Below are 17591 nucleotides of genomic sequence, written 5' to 3' on the forward strand. Positions count from 1 at the left end.
CTGTGTTTTTAGTAGCTGGCTCGCTAGCGGCCCATCAGAATGCCACGCGGTCTGCCCCCTTGAGATCGAGCATGACGCGCGCCTCATCGGGCGACGCAACCTCCAGGCCGAGCCCCTCGATGATCTTGCGAACCTGCACAACTTGATGGGCGTTGGTTTCGGCGAGCTTGCCCTTGGCAATCCAGAGTGAGTCCTCCAGCCCGACGCGGATATTGCCGCCCATAGCAGCCGCGGTTGCTGCGATCGCCATCTGACTGCGGCCCGCGCCGAGCACCGACCACTTGTATTTGTCGCCGAACAACCGGTCAGCTGTCCGCTTCATATGCATGACGTCTTCCGGGTGCGAACCGATACCCCCGAGCAGGCCGAACACCGTCTGCACAAACAATGGCGGCTTTACCAGCCCTCGTTCCAGGAAGTGGTGAAGGTTATAAAGATGCGACGTGTCGTAGCACTCGAACTCAAAGCGCGTTCCGGATTGTGACATCGTCGATAGGACGTATTCGATGTCCTTGAAAGAGTTACGGAACACGAGATCGCGCGACGCTTCCAGCATCTGCGGCTCCCACTCGTACTTGAACGTCTTGTAGCGTTCCAGCATCGGAAACAGGCCGAAGTTCATTGATCCCATATTGAGCGATGCGACTTCAGGCTGGAACATCGCAGCCGGCCTTAACCTCTCCTCAACCGACATGAAGGGGCTACCACCGGTGGTCAGGTTGACCACACAGTTTGAGCGCTGCTTGATCACCTTGAGAAACGGTTCGAATGCTTGCGGCGTCTGGTCGGGCTTTCCGGTCTGCGGATCGCGAGCATGCAGATGGATGATCGATGCGCCCGCTTCTGCCGCGCCAATAGCGGCTTCCGCGATCTCCTCCGCCGTCACCGGCAGGTGCGGCGACATCGTGGGCGTGTGAATCGATCCAGTCACCGCGCAGGTAATGATGATCTTGTTGCTGGCTGCCATTGTTAATTCCCATCAGAAGGTCCACCTTGTGGCGGTACAGTTGCCGCCCCGCTCAGGACAGCCAGCGGCGGCGCTGGCGATAGTGCTTGACGGCTGCATAGTCGGCGCCGTGACCGCCGCCGAGATAAGCTGCCTGAATATCCGGATTTGCCCTCATCTCCGCGGCCGTACCGTTCATGACGACGCGGCCGCCTTCCAGCAGATAGGCACTCTCTGCGACATCGAGCGCGGCGGCCGCGTTCTGCTCCACCAGCAAGACTGCTACGCCGGCCTCGGTATTGACGCGGCGAATGATGCCGAAGATTTCGTCCACCAGTAACGGCGACAATCCGAGGCTCGGCTCATCCAGCATCAGCAGCTTCGGCTCAGTCATCAATGCCCGGCCAATGGCCAACATCTGTTGTTCACCACCAGAGAGGTAACCTGCCTTGGCATTGGCTCGCTCGCGCAGCCGCGGGAACCACTGGAAGGTGCGCTCGATCAGCGTGTCGACGCGCTTGCGGTCGCGCATCATCGAGGTCGCAGCGATCAGGTTCTCCTTCGGTGTCAGATGCTCGAACACCCGTCGGCCCTCGAGCACATGCACGATGCCACGCCGGACCCGGTCGGCCGGATCCACGCTCAAAATCGGCTCGCCCGCGAAGCGGATGTCCCCATGACTGACAGTTCCGCGCTCGGGCTTGAGCAATCCGCTGATCGCCTTCAGGGTCGTGCTCTTCCCGGCACCATTGGCGCCGAGCAGAGCGACGAGGCCCCGTTCGGGCACCTCGATCGAGACGCCTTTGATCGCCAGAAAAACGCGATCAAAGACGACCTCGACATTGTTCAGCGACAACACTGTCATCGCTATTTTCCGGTGGCCTTGTATTGCGCCGACTGCTCGCGGATCAACTGCCAGACCAGATCCTGGTTGGGCGCCGCCCAATCGCCGATGCCGACCCATTTGGCACCGTCCCAGCGCGCCAGCTTGCCGGCACCACCGCCCTGATGGTCTTCCGGCGTCACCGTCACTGGCGGCAGGAAGCCGTCGGCCGTGAAGTTCGAGATCGATGTCAGGCCGGCGTTCAGCCACTTGCCGTTGAACGGACCCTTTGGATCCTTCTCGAAGGCCTTGCGCACGCCTTCAACGGCAATCGCGGCCGCCATGACGCCTACATTGTAATACGACGTTCCGACCTTCTCCTTTGGTCCCGCGCCTTTGCCCTTATCGACGACGTTGGCCAGGATCTCCTTGATCACCTTGGCATCGCGGCCCTGTTCGGTCGCAGCCCATTTCAGCACACCCTTGGCTTCAGCACGTCCGACCACATCCATGTCGGATTCGGAGAGCCAGACCCAGCTCGCGATGCGGTCAGGATTGATGCCATTTCGGATGGCTTCCTTGATCGCGACGGGCTGGCCGACGCCGCCACCACCGATAAATGCCCAATCCGGCTTGAAACGTCGCACCTGGGTCCAGACCGCCGACTGCTCGTTGCCGGGCGGTGCGTAAGGGAACGACTGCAGCTCGAAGCCATAGCGCTTCGACAGTGCATCGAGCATCGGCAGGCCCTCGCGGCCGAACGGCGTGTCGATATAGACGAACGCCATCTTCTTGCCCTTCAGGCCACCCTCCTGGGTGTTGAGATAATCCACCACGCGCGAGATCTGCGACCAGTAGCTGGGCGACATCGGCAGGATATAGGGGAATACGCTGCCATCGGCGGCATCGCTACGCCCGGACACCGTGGTGGCGAGATTCACATTGTCCTTCAGCGCACGATCGACCAGCGCGCGGCTCACAGGCGTCGACAACGGATCGATCAGGATGGCGCCTTCGCGTACGAAGCGTTCATAGGCCTCGATGCCGCGCTGCGTGGCGTTGCCGTGATCGGCGACAAGCACTTCGATCTTGTAACCGTTGACACCGCCGGCCTCGTTCACCAGCGAGATATAATCCCGATAGCCCTGATTGTACTCGTTCGTCACGAATGTATAGACGACGGTGAAATCCTGCGGCGTCGCGAACTTGATGACTTTATCTTGCGCCGTGGCCGGCTGGGTTGCTGCGACGGCCAGAGCCATAGCGGCAATCCCGATCATGCGTGAAAACACTCGCATCGCTTCCCTCCTCTTTGTTTCAACGTCAGCTTGATGCTGACGCCCTACTTCCCCATGTGCCGGAATGGCCAGACCAGAAAGTATTTACGAACATTGTCGTACATCTTGGCGAGCCCGAGCGGCTCGATCAGCAAAAAGCCGACGATCAGGGCGCCGAAAATCATCAGCGGCGCGTGGCTTCTGAAATCGGTTCCGATATCGATGCCGACTGAGCGCATCATGGCATCGATCAGATTATTGATGATCAGCGGGGCCAGCAGGATCAGGCCCGCGCCGAAGAAGCTGCCGAGCACGCTGCCCAACCCGCCGACGATCACCATGGCAACCAGCTGGATCGATATCTCGATGTGAAACTGCTCGGGCGTCACGGTCCGGTAGTAACAAAACGCCAGCAGAGTCCCAGCGACGCCGCCGATGAACGAACTCGCCCAGAATGCGCTCAGTTTGAAGCGGAATGCGCTGACACCGAGGATCTCGGCGGCAAAGTCCTTCTCGCGGATCGCAGCTAGCGCGCGACCGAAACTGGTGCGGCGGACATTGAGCGAAAAGATCGTCACTACGGCACAAACGGCAAGCGCAAGATAATACACCGCACTGTCGCTGCGCAGCGCAAAGCCGAATATGCTGGGCGCCGGCGCGACAATCGCCGCCTGCGTGCCACCGCTGACCGCCGGGACATGTCCGATGACGAAATCGACGATATACTGCATCGCCAGCGTGGCGACCGCGAGATAGAGCCCGCGGATGCGCAGCGCGGCAGCGCCGAACATGGTACCGATCGCTGCCGCCACGAAACCTGACAGGATCAGGCTGAGCTCGAAAGGCAGGCCGAGTCTTACCGCATGCACCGATGTATAGGCACCGATGGCCATCACCGCGGCATAACCCAGATGGATCTGGCCGGCGCCGCCCATTAGCAGGTTAAGGCCGAGGGCGGCCGTCGACCAGATCACCCAGGGCAATACATAGCTCGACATCTGCAGGCCGCTGAACAGCCATGGCGCCGCCAGCATGGTGAGGACGACAAGCGTGACCAGTCCGCGGTCGAACGCATAGGGCCAAAGCCGGCGTTCATCCTGATAGCGGGTGTGGCGAATTCCAGCGGCGCGGTACAGCATTCGCCTAGACTCTCTGAATGTGTTCGCGGCCAAACAGGCCTTCGGGCTTCAACAGCAAGGTGACTACGATGATGACCGATGCCACCACATCACGTGTGCCGCCGCCGACCAGCGGATCGAGCAGGCCCGATGCTAGGCCCTCGCAGACCCCGACAATGATACTGGCAACAATGATGCCGATAATTGAATCCAGCCCGCCGAGGATGGCGATCGCCAGCGCTTTGACCAGCAGGAGCGACAGCGTCCAGTCGACGCCCTGGCTGCCGCCCCACAACACGCCCGCCGCCGTCGCACTGATCGCAGCAAGGCCCCAGGCGAAACCGATGGCGTGTTCGACGCGAATGCCGACAGACCACGACGCGACCTGATCGTCAGACACGGCTCGCAGCATGATGCCCATGCGGGAATAGAACAGCAGCAGCGTCGCCACGATCAACGCCAGCGCAATGCCGCCGCTGACGAGATAGACGCGGCTGATGAGCATATCGCCGAGAAAGATCGGCGTGGCTGGGATGCCGAGATCGAGCCGCTTGGCGGCCGAGCCCAGTGTGCCTGGCACCAGCCCGCGCAGCATGATCTCGAGGCCGATGGTCAGCATGATGATCATGATGATCGGCTGCCCCGTCAATCGCCGCAACGCGACACGCTCGATGAACAGGCCGACCAGAAACATCGCGCCGATCGCGACAATGATGGCAACAAAGAGCGGAAGGCCGAGCAGGTTCGCACCGGCCCAGGTAAGATACCCGCCGGTCATCGCCAGCGCGCCCTGCGCGAGATTGGCGATCCCCGAGGTGCGGTAGATCAGCACGATGCCCAGCGCCACCAGTCCGTACATGAGGCCCACGAGCGCGCCGTTGATGGCCAGTTCGCCAAACAAACTCAGGTCCATGAGCCCCCCACGTCCATCACTTGCAAGTCGCGGCGGATGATGCCCTTTTCACCGCTCTCATAGACAATCGACGCCTCGAACACGACACTTGGCCGCCCTTCATAAATCGCCACGATCAATGGTGCGTAGCGATCCTCGATGACGTTGCGGCGTAGCTTTCGCGTGCGCGTGATCTCGCCGTCGTCGGCATCGAAATCTTTATGCAGGTTGACGAAGCGCCGTATTGCCAGCGGTCCCGACAACTGCGCGCTAATATCCTGCAGCACCTTGCCGATAAGCGCATAGACCTCGGGCTTTTGCGACAGGTCGGCATAAGAAGTGTAGGAAATGCCCTGCCGCTCCGCCCAGTGGCCAACGGCCTCGAAATCGATACAGACAATGGCGCCGAGGAATGGCTGGCCTGATCCGGTGACCGCGACGTTGCGCACGAAAGAGCTGAACTTGATGCGGTTCTCGATATAGTTCGGCAGATACTGGTCGCCTGCCGCCGTGCGCACGACCTCGCTGACACGCCCGAGCACTCGGAGCTGGCCATCGCCCCCGATCTCGCCGGCATCTCCGGTGCGCAGCCAGCCATCAATGAATGTCTTCGCCGACGCTTCGTCATCGCCGATATAGCCATCAATCACCGAACCGGAGCGTACAAGCACTTCGCCCTGCTCGCTGATCTTCAGTTCGACGCCGGGCAACGGCCGTCCTACCGTATCGAGCCGCACCTCACCGTCCGGCTGCGCCGCGGTGATGGCACAGGTCTCGGTCTGCCCGTAGAACTGTTTCAGATTGACGCCGAGCGCACGAAAGAAAAGAAACGTGTCTTCGCCAAGCGCCTCACCGCCCGTATAGGCGCGCGTCGCGCGCGATAGGCCGATGAAGTCCTTGATCGGGCCAAACATCAGGACTTCGCCGACCATCAGCAACAGTCGTTCGCGGATAGTCGGTGTCGCGCCCGATAGGCGCCGGCGCTCGATCTCGACAGCACGCGGCATAAAATAGTCGAACAGCTTTCGCTTCAGCGGCGTCGAATCCGCCATGCCGACCTGAATACGGGTCAGCATGTTGTCCCAGGCACGGGGAGCAGCGAGATACATGGTCGGCGCCGTGGCGCGCAGATCCTGCAGGATAGTCTCCTGCCGTTCGGGAATGTTGATGGTCCCGCGCAGAAACACCGTGGACGACAGCGTGAACACGAAGTCACCAATCCACGCCATCGGGAGATAGCCGAAGCACTCACCGCCTTCAGCAAAGAAGTCGCCTTTCGCGCCGGTATGAACGGCAGCCGAGATATGACGCTGCCGTACCACCACGCCCTTCGGCTGTCCCGTGGTGCCCGACGAATGCAGCAGCACGGCAATGTCGTCTGCACAGGTGCGGCCCAGCAATTCCGTCGACAACCCCATGGTCCGCGCCAGCCGCGCGCGGCCGCTCTCCATCAGTGTCCCGAATGCCATCAACCCGCTCTCACGGTAGGCATTCAGCCCGCGCGGGTCATCGTAAATGATATGGACCGGACGACCGATGCGCTCGCGCAACTTGAGCAGCTTGTCGACCTGCTCTTGGTCTTCCGCAAAGGCGATCGTCGGCTCGCCGTGGCGCGTATAGAGAAAAAGCTCGTCCGGCGGCACATCCGCGAATACCGGCGCCGGCGCAGCGCCGAGCACATTGGCCGCGAGCATCGCGACGTAGAGATTGGCGCGGTTATCGCCGATCACCGTCACGGTCGCGCCGCGCGCCAGACCGATATCTTCGAGACCCGCTGCGATTGCCAGGACTTCGTCAAGTACCTGCTTCCAGTTGCGCTCGCGCCAGATACCAAACTCACGTTCACGGATCGCAATTCTGTCGGCCGCGCGTTCCGCATTCTCGGCCAGAGCAGCGACCAACGTCGCCGGCCAGGCATCCACGACGCCGCCACGATTCACCTGCGCTATGCCGGCATTGATCATTGCAAAACTCTTTCGGCAGCCTTCTTGCCGAGATAGGCCTCCACCACCGCCGGCTCCGCCATCGCCTCGCGCGGCGTCCCGTGGGCAATGGCCTCGCCATAGCTCAACACCAGAACGCGGTCGCAGATCGCGGCAACGACATCCATGTGATGCTCGATCACGAGGATGCTGACACCGCGCTCCTCGCGCGCATCCAGCACAAAGCGCGCGATATACTCCTTCTCTTCCTGGTTCATACCGGCCATCGGCTCGTCGAGGATGAGCAGACGCGGCTCGCTGGCCAATGCGCGGGCCAGTTCGATGCGCTTCTGCATGCCGAGCGAAACGGTTTCCACCGGCTCATGGCGAATGTCCTGCAACTGCATGAAGTCGATGATCTCTTCGACCACACGCCGGTGCTTCGTTTCCTCGCGGTCGGCCCATCCCCAATAGAACAGCGCCGGCAGCACGCCGGAATTCATATGGGTGTGCCGTCCGACCATGATGTTGTCGAGCACGCTCATGCCCTTGAACAGTGCGAGATTCTGGAATGTGCGGGCAACACCGCGGCGGGTGATCTGGTGCGGCGCCATGCCTGTGATGTCCTTACCGAACAAAGTCACGGAGCCCTCGTTCGGCGGATAGAAGCCGGTCGCAACGTTGACGGTGGTGGTCTTGCCGCTGCCGTTCGGGCCGATCAGGCCGAAGATCTCGCCGCGCTTGACCTCGAAGGATACGCCCTTGAGCGCGCGCAAACCTCCGAAGCGCCGCTCGAGACCGCTGCATCGCAATGCAACATCCTCGACAGCGCTTGTGTCCATCGCGCCATGCGCGTCGCCGAAATTGGCGGACATCACGTAACCTCCCCTCGCGCTACCTTTTTGGTAACTTGCAAGATGGCTCATAGTGAATATCATTCATCTTGAGATGTCAATCGAACCGGCGGCGATGCGTATCGCATGAAGACCGGCAGCGTTGAGGGATGAGCAATGTTCTACGATGACCGCGACTGCGCGATGCCCAGCGATCGTGACGCACTACTTTTCAAGCGATTGCGCGAGCTGCTGTCATTGGCGATGACGCAATCGCCCGGCTGGGCGAAACGACTGAGTGGCATCGATCCGCGGGCGATCTTCGCGCGCGACAAATTGTCAGCACTGCCAGTTACACGAAAGTCGCACCTGATTGTGGCGCAGGAACTCGATCCGCCATTGGCAGGGCTGACGGCACAGGCGCAGGAATCATTCCCGCGTCTGTTTCTATCGCCCGGTCCGATTTGCGAACCGCAACCTTCCGCTGAAGATGCCTGGGGCGCCGCGCGCGCGCTGCATGCGGCCGGGATGCGCGCACAGGATACGCTGCTCAACACATTCAGCTATCATCTCACGCCGGGCGGCTTCATGTTCGATACCGGCGCCCGCGCACTTGGCTGCGCTGTTATCCCGGCCGGCCCCGGCAATACCGAGCAGCAATTGCAAGCGATACGCCGCTATCGGCCGGCCGCCTATGGCGGCACCGCCGATTTCCTGAACCTTCTGCTGCAGGCCTACGAACAGGCAGGTGATATCGACTTCCCGATCCGGCGAGCTATCCTGTCGGGTGCGGCTGTACCGCAGAATTTGCGCGAGCGCTTTAGCACCGCCGGTATCGCGGTCCACGAGCTTTACGGCACTGCCGAACTAGGCGTCGTCGCCTTCGAGACCGATGCCCATGCAGGCCTTGTCGCCAATGAAGACCTGATCATCGAGATCCTCGATCCGGTGACAGCGGCGCCGGTCGCGCCCGGCCAGACCGGCGAGGTCGTGATAACGCGCCTCGCACCGGACTATCCGTTGTTTCGGTTCGCCACCGGCGATCTCTCCGCCGTCATTGATGAGCCTAGTCCCTGCGGACGCACCAATATGCGTTTGCGGGGCTGGCTCGGCCGGGCCGACCAGACAACCAAGATCAAGGGCATGTTTGTGCATCCCGCACAGATCATCGAGGTGATCGGCCGCCTTGCGGGCGTCACCAAGGGCCGACTGATGGTGAGGCGGCGAGACGATCGCGATGACATGACCCTCGAAGTCGAAACCTCGCAACCCGCGATCGATCTTCCGGCCGCAGCGCGCTTGCTGGCCGAAGTCACCAAATTGCGCGGCGATGTCCGGATTGTCGCGGCCGGGTCGATCGGCCAGAGCGGCGCCATCATCGACGAGCGCACGCAGTAAGGCTATCGCCATCGCACCGACAGAGGCCTACATGCGGAACACGCCGTAATGCGGATCAGCAATCGGCGCATTTAATGAAACGCTCAAAGCGATGGCCAGAGCATTACGGGTATCGACCGGGTCCAGGATGCCGTCATCCCATATCTCCGACGTCGCGTAATAGGCGCTCGACTGCCGCCGATAGTCTTCCAGTATGGGATCGCGGATATCGGCGAACTCCTGGTCGCTCAGCGACTGCCCGCTGCGCGCCAGCTGCCGCACCTTGATATCGGTCAGCACACCGGCGGCCTGCTCGGCACCCATCACCGAAACCTGCGATTGCGGCCAGCTGAACATGAAGCGCGGATCGAAGGCACGGCCGGACATGCCATAGGTGCCGGCGCCATAGGAGCCATTGCAGACCACTGTGAATTTCGGCACCGAGGCGCCGGCAACGGCCATGATCAGCTTGGCGCCGTCCTTTGTGATGCCGCGCCGCTCATACTCGCGACCAACCATGAAGCCCGTGATATTCTGCAAGAACACCAATGGAGTCCTGTTCTTGTCGCAGAGCTGGATGAAATGCGCTCCCTTCAGCGAGCTGTCGCTGAACAGCACGCCATTATTGGCGATGATGCCAACCTGATAACCTTCGATGCGCGCGAAGCCGCACACCAGCGACTGGCCATAACGGGGCTGGTATTCATGAAAACGGCTGCCATCCACCATGCGCGCGATGACCTCGCGCATATCGAATTGCACCCGCGGATCTTTCGGGATGATTCCGTAAAGCTCCTGCGGATCATAGGCGGGCGGTTCCGGCTCAATCCAATTGATACTGGTCTTCTCCCGGCGCGAAAAACGCTCGACGATATCGCGCGCGATAGCGATCCCGTGCATCTCGGACGTCGCTGGATAATCGCCGGTGCCCGACACGCTGGTATGCATTTCCGCGCCGCCGAGATCCTCTGCCGAGACCTCCTCGCCCGTGGCGGCCTTCACCAGTGGCGGCCCGCCAAGAAAGATTGCGCCGGTGCCGCGCACGATCACGTTATAATCACTCAGCGCCGGGATGTAAGCTCCGCCCGCGGTGCAATGCCCCATCACAACCGCAACTTGCGGCACGCCCATCTTGGACAACGTCGCCTGATTACGGAAGATGCGACCCGCATAGTAGCGATCGGCGAAGAACTCCGCCTGCAGCGGCAGGAAGCCGCCAGCGCTGTCGCACAGATGCACCACCGGCAGCCGGTTCTCGATGGCGATGTCGAGTGCGCGGACGATTTTCTTGACCGAGAGCGGATACCATGCACCGCCCTTCACACTGGCATCATCGGCATGGATCATAACTTCCCTGCCGGCCACGATACCGATGCCGATCACTTGCGCCGCGCCCGGCACCTCGCCGTCATAGGCCATGCTGCCGGCCAGCGTGGAGAGCTCAAGAAACGGCGTACCGGGATCTAGCAATGCCTCGATCCGGTCGCGGACAAACATCTTATTCTGCCGCTTCAGCCGTTCGATGTCGCGGTCCGGTCGCTTGAACCGCGCCACCTGCTGTCGCTCCTTGAGCTCGGCGGCAAGCTTACGGTTATGGCTGTCATTGAGTTTGAAATCATCGGCACGCGGATCCGCCTGAGAGTGCAAGCGCTGCATGTCAGCCGTTCTCCTGCAAAAGGGTCGCCAGCAGCGCATCGCGATCGAAACTGTCACCTGCCTTGACGTGAATCTTCTCGACGATGCCGTCCTGCGGAGCACGAATTGACGTTTCCAGCTTCATGCTTTCGATCACCATCAGCACGGTGCCCGCCAGCACCTCATCGCCTGGTGCCACCTTCACCGCGACGACCACTCCCGGCATAGGCGCGCGCGCGACATTCAGTCCACTGTCGTCGCCCGCTCTAGCAAAGGCCGCCAAGGGATCGACATAGTGCAATGCATAGGCACGGCCACCGCAATGGATGTGGATCACATCGCCATCGAGGGCATAGGCCACTGGCACGCGTTCCCCGTCGATCGTCAGGTGGCCTTGGCCGGGCCTGTCTTCGGCAAGTGCCACAGCGCCGTGCCATCCGCCTTCGACCTGCAACTGATAGCCGTTGCCGAGACGCGAGAGCCAAACGCCGTTGGCTTTTCCATCAAGATCGAACCGGTGATACACGTCAGTTTCTCCAGCCCTGAAGCCGCGCATGCAAGGGCGGTACCGCATCGGCGGCATCGCGAACCGGCCGTGTCAGCAGCGCGGCCACAGCGAGCAACTGCCGCATGATCGCGTCATCATCGGCACCGCCGGTCGCGATCGCCGGATTTTCATCGAGATAGCCGGTATGAACCGCTCCGGCCTTGAACAAGTCGTCGCCTAAGATGCGTGACAAGAACGCCGCATTGCTCTCGCAGCCGAGGAAGACGAAATTGGCGATGGCCTCGCGAGCCTTGACGATGGCTTCATCGCGGCTCGGCGCGTGGACGATGATTTTGGCCAGCATCGGATCGAAGGCCGTCGTGATCGACTGCCCCTGCGCGATGCCGCTGTCGATGCGCACACCATCACCTTCGGGATATCGCAATGCCAGCACCTTGCCGGTGGTCGGTGCGAAATCGCGGTCGGGCGCTTCTGCATAGAGCCGGGCTTCGATCGAATGGCCGCTGGACGTGACCTGCGCCTGGTTGAACTCTAGCGGCAGGCCGGCTGCGATCTTAATCTGCTCGGCGACCAGATCCAGACCGGTGGTCATCTCGGTCACGGGATGCTCGACCTGAAGACGCGTGTTCATTTCGAGAAAGTAGAATGCACCGCCGCCATAGATGAATTCGACGGTACCGGCGTTACGATATCCAGCGGCCCGCGCGATTCCGGCCGCAGTGGCGCATATCCGCTCACGCTCCTCCGCCGTTAGCCCCGGCGACGGCGTCTCCTCGATTATTTTCTGGAACCTGCGCTGCACCGAGCATTCGCGCTCGTAGAGATGCACCACATTGCCCATGGCATCACCGAGCACCTGTACCTCGATATGCCGGGGGCGCTCAACGAAGCGCTCGATATAAAGTCGGCCATCACCGAAGTAACGCTCACCTTCGCTGCGCGCCTCAGTCACGGCATCTTCGAGCAAATCGAGATCGCGCACGATCCGCATCCCTTTGCCGCCGCCGCCGGCCGAAGGCTTCACCAGAAGCGGAGCGCCAATGGCGCGGGCCCTCTGCAGGAAAGTTGACGGGGCGTCCTCTTCGATCGCCGATGGCGCAACCGGAAATCCGTTCTTCGCGACAAAGGCACGGGCGCGGATCTTGTCGCCCATGAGCTCGATGGCATCTACGCCTGGACCGACGAACACGATACCTGCTGCCTCGACCGCGCGTGCGAAGCTGGCATTTTCGGACAGGAAGCCATAGCCGGGATGCAACGCACCGGCTTTGGCTTCCTTGGCAACCGTCAGAATCTGGTCACCGTCGAGATAGGCCGCGACCGGCGTGCGCCCGGTGATCCGGATAGCTTCATCCGCCAGCGCCACAGCCGGCGCCAACGCATCGACCTCGTGATAGACGACAATACTGCGCAGCCCGAGTTCGCGGAGCGTCCGAATGATACGCACCGCGATCTCACCACGATTGGCGATCAGCACACTGTCGAACGGAAGCGATGGCCTACCCACGAATGCCCCTTGTCAGTCAATACAGATGCCGGAGGTCAGCATCGCGGTCAGTTCGCGCGCCGTTTGCGTCGCTTTAAGCTGCCCACGGCCGTTGACATGCCGCCAAGCGAGATGCTCGATCGCGCCGAACAGCACGTCACGCAAGAGTTTTGGATTACACTCCGGCTTGACCTCGCCATTGGTGACGGCCTCGCGCACGATACGGATGAGCACCGACGTATAACGCCGGTTGAGATCTTGGATTGCTGACCCCTCGTAATCGCTCGAGGTTCGCACCTCGGCAATGAATAGCCGGCACAGATCGGTATCCGCCACGAACACGCCGATATGCCGCTTGATCAACGCCTCGAGCCGCGCCGGAAATTTGTCGTGCTTGAAGACCTGCAGCTCCAGATCGACCAGGATGCGCTCGTAGAATTTCTGCAGGACGCCATAAAGCAATTCCCGCTTGTTGCGAAAGTAGCGATACACCAGCCCATCGGAAATCTTGGCAATGCGCGCTATATCCGCGATCGACGCGCCCTCGAACCCCTTCTCGGCGAAGGCGCGTTTGGCGGCATCCAGGATAGCGTCATAGCGATCCTGCATGCGTTCGGGACTAATGGCCGGCACGTCACTGCTCCCTAAAGATCGGGCGGCCGCGGCTGAACCGCGAAGATTTGCCCGTTGAATGAATGGCGTGAGCGAACATCCGCCGATTGCCATATTGAATATCATTCATCTTGTCATGTCAACCGATGGCACCCGACCGCCGCACACCATTGTCTTTTCCTGCGACTAGAATTTCGCAGGCCGCCGCTCGAAGAATGCCGTGACGCCCTCGCGGAATTCGTCGCTGCCCGCAGCCACGACAAATGCCGCCCTCTCGCGGTCGAGCTGTGCGCTGAAATCGGACGTGCAGGCCTGCTCGACCAGAGACTTGATCCGCCCCATTGTCTCACGCGGCCCTGCGGCGAGCCGCTTGGCTAGCGACAATGTCTCTTGTGCCAGGAATTCGGGCGCGACCACTTTGTTGACGAGCCCGAGCGTCAACGCTTCCTGCGCATTGATCGGCTCATTGAGCCACATCACCTGCAGCGCGCGGCGACGTCCGAGCAAATGCGTCAGCGACCATGTCGTACCGGCATCCGGATTGGTGCCGATCTTCGAATAGGCCGACAACAGTTGCGCGTTGTCGGCCATGACGCAGAGATCACAGGCGAGAGCAAAACCGAGGCCGCCGCCGGCGACGGAACCCGTCACCCCCGCAACGATCGGCGTGTGCATTGCACGCATCGCGCGGAGCATGCTGTGGAATCCGTCGATCAGCGATGCTGCCACCTGCGGCGCCTGATCCAGATGGTCGCGGAACAGCTTCAGGTCCGCGCCGGCCATGAAGGCGCGGTCAGACCCGACGATCATGACGGCACGAATGGCAGGATCCCGCTCTGCGGCATGAAGCGCCTCACGAATGTCGGCAATCATCTCGCCATCGACGGCATTCAAGCGTTCTGGACGGTTGAACTGCAGGATCGCAACCGCACCATCCACACTGCTCAACACCGATTTGTCGCGCGCCTGCGTTGCGGCCATAATCGCCTCCCTGACACTTTGTTACATCTCATCGCTCTTGCCGATACGGCGATAATGAATATGATGGCTCAAAAATGAATTGAATTCAACAAGCCGCTGGAGGAAGCGCAAACCGATTAGTCGCAGGCCTTGCGCCGCCGGTTTCGTACGCTGTCGTCAGCGGCCAATGTGAGGAGCACCAGGAAAATCGTGTCAGGGAAATTCTTCGACCAGTTCACCGACGGCGAGGTCATTCGCCATCAGGTGTCGCGCACCGTGACAGAGACCGACAATCTGCTGTTCACCGCCCTCACCCACAACACCCAGCCGCTGCATCTCGATGCCGAGATCGCAGCACAGTCCGAATTCGGCCACATCCTGGTCAACAGCATCTTCACCTTCGGGCTGATGATCGGCGTCTCTGTCACCGACACCACACTGGGCACGCTGGTCGCCAATCTCGGCATGGATAAAGTGATCTTCCCGAAACCGGTGCGGATCGGCGACACGCTGCGCTCGGAAACCACCGTCATCGAGAAGCGCGCGAGCCGGTCGCGGCCGGGACAGGGCGTCGTGGTGTTCGAACATCGCTGCTTCAACCAGAAGGGTGAGATCGTCGCGCAATGTCTGCGCACGACGCTAGTGCAAGGGAGCCCGCAATGATGCTGCGTTCTCTGCTGTTTACGCCCGGCGACAGCCTCAAGAAGATCGAGAAAGGCGCCGCGGGCCCTGCTGATGCCCTGATCCTCGACCTCGAGGATTCCGTCGCCGAAGCCAATCGTCCCGATGCGCGCCGTCTCGTCCATGATTTTCTCGCGGCACATCGGGAGCGCACACGCCAGCAGCTCTGGGTCCGCATTAATCCACTCGATACGCCCCACGCACGGCTCGACCTGGCTGCCGTCATTGCCGGGCGGCCAGACGGCATCGTTCTGCCGAAGGTCCGTTCCAGTACCGACGTCACCATGCTCTCGCACTACCTCGATGCGCTGGAGCCGGCCTTCGATGTGCCTGTAAGCAGCGTCCGGATTCTCCCCGTAGCCACCGAGACCGCCCAGGCGATCTTCGCGCTCGGCACCTATGCCGGCGCCAGTCCGCGGCTGCTCGCACTGACTTGGGGAGCCGAGGATCTCGCCGCGGCGATCGGCGCCAGCGCCAACCGCGATGCGAGTGGCCGGCTGGAATTCACCTACCAGATGGCGCGCTCGCTCTGCCTCGTCGGTGCCGCCGCAGCGGATGTCGCAGCGATCGAGACCATCTTCCCGGATTTCCGCAATCACGTGGGATTGCAGGCCTACGCCAACGTCGCACGGCGCGATGGCTTTCGCGGCATGATGGCGATCCATCCCGGCCAGGTCGAGATCATCAACAACGCCTTCACCCCGTCGGGCGACGAGATCGCGTGGGCAACCCGTGTGGTCGCAGCCTTTGCGGGATCGACCACCGGCACTGTGGGGCTCGACGGCCAAATGCTGGATATGCCGCATCTCAAACAGGCGCGACGGCTGCTCGAGACCGCAAGCCTCAAAGCGCAACCCACACGGGCTTCGAAAGGGACGCCCTCGTGATCACCATCGACCAGACCACCACGATCGGCGACGCCTTCGCGCGTGCGGCAAAGACTTATGGCCCGCGGCCCTTTTTGGCGGCGCCCGCAGGCGCGCATCGCGTTTATCACAAGCAAGGCTACGAAATCGATTTTGCCACCGCGGAGCGCGAAGTGAGGCGGCTGTGCGATATCTATGGTTCGCGCGGCTTCGGCCACGGCCACCGCGTCGCGATGCTGCTGGACAATCGGCCGGAGCATTTCCTGCACAAGCTCGCGCTCAATACGCTGGGCATCTCCTGCGTCCCGATCAACCCCGACTACCGCGCCAACGAGATCGCTTATCTCTTGGACAATTCGGAGGCCGATCTGGCCATCGTGTCCGCGGAACGTCGCATGCAGCTCGAAGCTGGCATGCAGGTTAGCGCACACAAGACACCGGTCATCCTGTTTGACGATCTTACCGCGCTGACAGCACCGATCAAACCGGCCCGCACGGATCCCGTCACCAGCGCAACCGAAGCCAGCGTGCTCTACACATCGGGCACGACCGGCCGTCCCAAGGGCTGCATGCTGTCGCATGGCTACGAACTGGCGTCCGGCGCGTGGTACGCGACGCGCGGCCAACTCGCGACCTTCCGCCCCGAAGGCGAAAGACTATACAATCCGCTGCCGGTCTACCACGTCAACGCGTCGATACTATCGTTCCATTGCGTGATGCTGACTGGAAGCTGCCAGATCCAGCCCGATCGCTTCAATCCCGGCCGCTGGTGGACTGAAGTCAACCAGACCCGCGCCACCATCGTGCATTATCTCGGCGTGATCGTGCCGCTACTGTTGAATATGCCGCCCTGTCCGGAAGAGCGCAGCCACAACATCCGCTTCGGAATCGGCGCCGGCGCTGAGCCGCAGCTTCACGCGGTCTTCGAGAAGCGCTTCAATCTGCCGCTGATCGAAGTCTGGGGCATGACGGAAATGGTGCGCGTGCTGCTGGATCACGAGCCACCACGCAAGATCGGCACCCGTGCCTTCGGCCGCCCCGTCCCCGGCGTCGACGTCCGCGTGGTCGATGAGCAGGACAAATACGTTGCCATCGGCGCCCCGGGCGAGATGGTGATCCGCCACTCGGAAGCGACCCCGCGCCGCGACTTCTTCTCCGGCTATCTAAAAGACGAGAAGGCCACCGCCGATGCATGGCGCGGCGGCTGGTTCCATACCGGCGACACCGTCCGCCAGGACGATGACGGGATGCTGCATTTCGTCGATCGCAAAAAGAACATAATCCGGCGATCCGGCGAGAACATCGCGGCGGCCGAGATCGAGGCCGTGCTGCAGTCGCATGATCTGGTCAAGCAGGTCGCCGTTCTCGCGGTGCCCGACGAGTTGCGCGAGGAAGAAGTGCTTGCCTGTGTGGTGCTAAGCGACACCCAGACAAGCGACACCGCCGCCGAAACCCTGTTCCAGCACTGCAACCGCGAACTGGCCTACTTCAAGACGCCGGGCTGGCTACTGTTCGTGGACAATCTGCCCACCACCGGCACGCAGAAAATCCAGAAACATCATATTTTTCCGGATGGTCAGGATCCGCGCAGCAGTGTTGGCATTCACGATATGCGCGAGCGCAAGAAGCGCAATACGATAACCACAGGCTGATCC

16 protein-coding genes are annotated in these 17591 nt (G+C 61.5%); 4 read left to right on the forward strand and 12 right to left on the reverse strand.

The window, feature by feature from the left end:
* Positions 1 to 34: 34 nt before the first annotated feature.
* The 7 genes from ACEK02_RS14875 to ACEK02_RS14905 are packed head-to-tail and all read right to left on the reverse strand — an operon-like array spanning position 35 to position 7853.
* Positions 35 to 967: a 3-keto-5-aminohexanoate cleavage protein gene (locus tag ACEK02_RS14875; RefSeq protein WP_371422439.1), complete on the reverse strand. Its 933-nt coding sequence runs from the start codon at positions 965 to 967 to the stop codon at positions 35 to 37.
* 52 nt (positions 968 to 1019) lie between these two features.
* A complete protein-coding gene (locus tag ACEK02_RS14880; protein WP_371422440.1) occupies positions 1020 to 1811 on the reverse strand; it encodes an ABC transporter ATP-binding protein in 792 nt (263 codons plus the stop codon).
* Between the two features lie 2 nt (positions 1812 to 1813).
* Positions 1814 to 3067 (reverse strand): ABC transporter substrate-binding protein, encoded by a 1254-nt coding sequence (locus ACEK02_RS14885; RefSeq protein ID WP_371422441.1) that lies wholly within the window; start codon positions 3065 to 3067, stop codon positions 1814 to 1816.
* A gap of 44 nt (positions 3068 to 3111) precedes the next feature.
* Entirely contained in the window at positions 3112 to 4185 is a 1074-nt protein-coding gene (locus ACEK02_RS14890; RefSeq protein ID WP_371422442.1) for a branched-chain amino acid ABC transporter permease, read from the reverse strand.
* Between the two features lie 4 nt (positions 4186 to 4189).
* The gene (locus ACEK02_RS14895) at positions 4190 to 5077 is read right to left on the reverse strand and encodes a branched-chain amino acid ABC transporter permease (protein WP_371422443.1); all 888 of its coding nucleotides are present in this window, start codon (positions 5075 to 5077) and stop codon (positions 4190 to 4192) included.
* Positions 5068 to 7020, reverse strand: coding sequence for a long-chain fatty acid--CoA ligase (locus ACEK02_RS14900; RefSeq protein WP_371422444.1), 1953 nt, complete (start codon positions 7018 to 7020; stop codon positions 5068 to 5070). The genes ACEK02_RS14895 and ACEK02_RS14900 overlap by 10 nt, the downstream gene beginning before the upstream one ends.
* Positions 7017 to 7853, reverse strand: a complete 837-nt coding sequence (locus ACEK02_RS14905; RefSeq protein WP_371422445.1) for an ABC transporter ATP-binding protein — start codon at positions 7851 to 7853, stop codon at positions 7017 to 7019. The genes ACEK02_RS14900 and ACEK02_RS14905 overlap by 4 nt, the downstream gene beginning before the upstream one ends.
* Before the next feature lie 135 nt (positions 7854 to 7988).
* On the opposite strand from ACEK02_RS14905, the gene ACEK02_RS14910 reads away from it, so the two are divergent.
* Positions 7989 to 9209: a phenylacetate--CoA ligase family protein gene (locus tag ACEK02_RS14910; RefSeq protein WP_371422446.1), complete on the forward strand. Its 1221-nt coding sequence runs from the start codon at positions 7989 to 7991 to the stop codon at positions 9207 to 9209.
* 27 nt (positions 9210 to 9236) lie between these two features.
* Here ACEK02_RS14910 and ACEK02_RS14915 read toward each other — a convergent pair whose 3' ends face one another.
* The 5 genes from ACEK02_RS14915 to ACEK02_RS14935 all read right to left on the reverse strand — a co-directional run bounded on the left by ACEK02_RS14915 (position 9237) and on the right by ACEK02_RS14935 (position 14410).
* Entirely contained in the window at positions 9237 to 10844 is a 1608-nt protein-coding gene (locus ACEK02_RS14915) for an acyl-CoA carboxylase subunit beta (RefSeq protein WP_371422447.1), read from the reverse strand.
* A gap of 1 nt (position 10845) precedes the next feature.
* Positions 10846 to 11349, reverse strand: coding sequence for a biotin/lipoyl-containing protein (locus tag ACEK02_RS14920; protein ID WP_371422448.1), 504 nt, complete (start codon positions 11347 to 11349; stop codon positions 10846 to 10848).
* Position 11350: 1 nt separating this feature from the next.
* Positions 11351 to 12838, reverse strand: coding sequence for an acetyl/propionyl/methylcrotonyl-CoA carboxylase subunit alpha (locus tag ACEK02_RS14925; RefSeq protein ID WP_371422449.1), 1488 nt, complete (start codon positions 12836 to 12838; stop codon positions 11351 to 11353).
* A gap of 12 nt (positions 12839 to 12850) precedes the next feature.
* Positions 12851 to 13450, reverse strand: coding sequence for a TetR/AcrR family transcriptional regulator (locus tag ACEK02_RS14930; protein WP_371422450.1), 600 nt, complete (start codon positions 13448 to 13450; stop codon positions 12851 to 12853).
* A 165-nt stretch (positions 13451 to 13615) separates the two neighbouring features.
* A complete protein-coding gene (locus tag ACEK02_RS14935) occupies positions 13616 to 14410 on the reverse strand; it encodes an enoyl-CoA hydratase/isomerase family protein (RefSeq protein ID WP_371422451.1) in 795 nt (264 codons plus the stop codon).
* Between the two features lie 186 nt (positions 14411 to 14596).
* On the opposite strand from ACEK02_RS14935, the gene ACEK02_RS14940 reads away from it, so the two are divergent.
* The 3 genes from ACEK02_RS14940 to ACEK02_RS14950 are packed head-to-tail and all read left to right on the forward strand — an operon-like array spanning position 14597 to position 17588.
* Positions 14597 to 15052 (forward strand): MaoC family dehydratase, encoded by a 456-nt coding sequence (locus ACEK02_RS14940; RefSeq protein WP_371422476.1) that lies wholly within the window; start codon positions 14597 to 14599, stop codon positions 15050 to 15052.
* Positions 15049 to 15957 (forward strand): CoA ester lyase, encoded by a 909-nt coding sequence (locus ACEK02_RS14945; protein WP_371422452.1) that lies wholly within the window; start codon positions 15049 to 15051, stop codon positions 15955 to 15957. Before ACEK02_RS14940 ends, ACEK02_RS14945 begins: the two co-directional genes overlap by 4 nt.
* A complete protein-coding gene (locus ACEK02_RS14950) occupies positions 15954 to 17588 on the forward strand; it encodes an AMP-binding protein (protein WP_371422453.1) in 1635 nt (544 codons plus the stop codon). The genes ACEK02_RS14945 and ACEK02_RS14950 overlap by 4 nt, the downstream gene beginning before the upstream one ends.
* Positions 17589 to 17591 lie beyond the last annotated feature (3 nt).

The sequence above is a fragment of the Tardiphaga sp. genome, from assembly GCF_041424195.1.
Classification (GTDB): Bacteria; Pseudomonadota; Alphaproteobacteria; order Rhizobiales; family Xanthobacteraceae; genus Tardiphaga.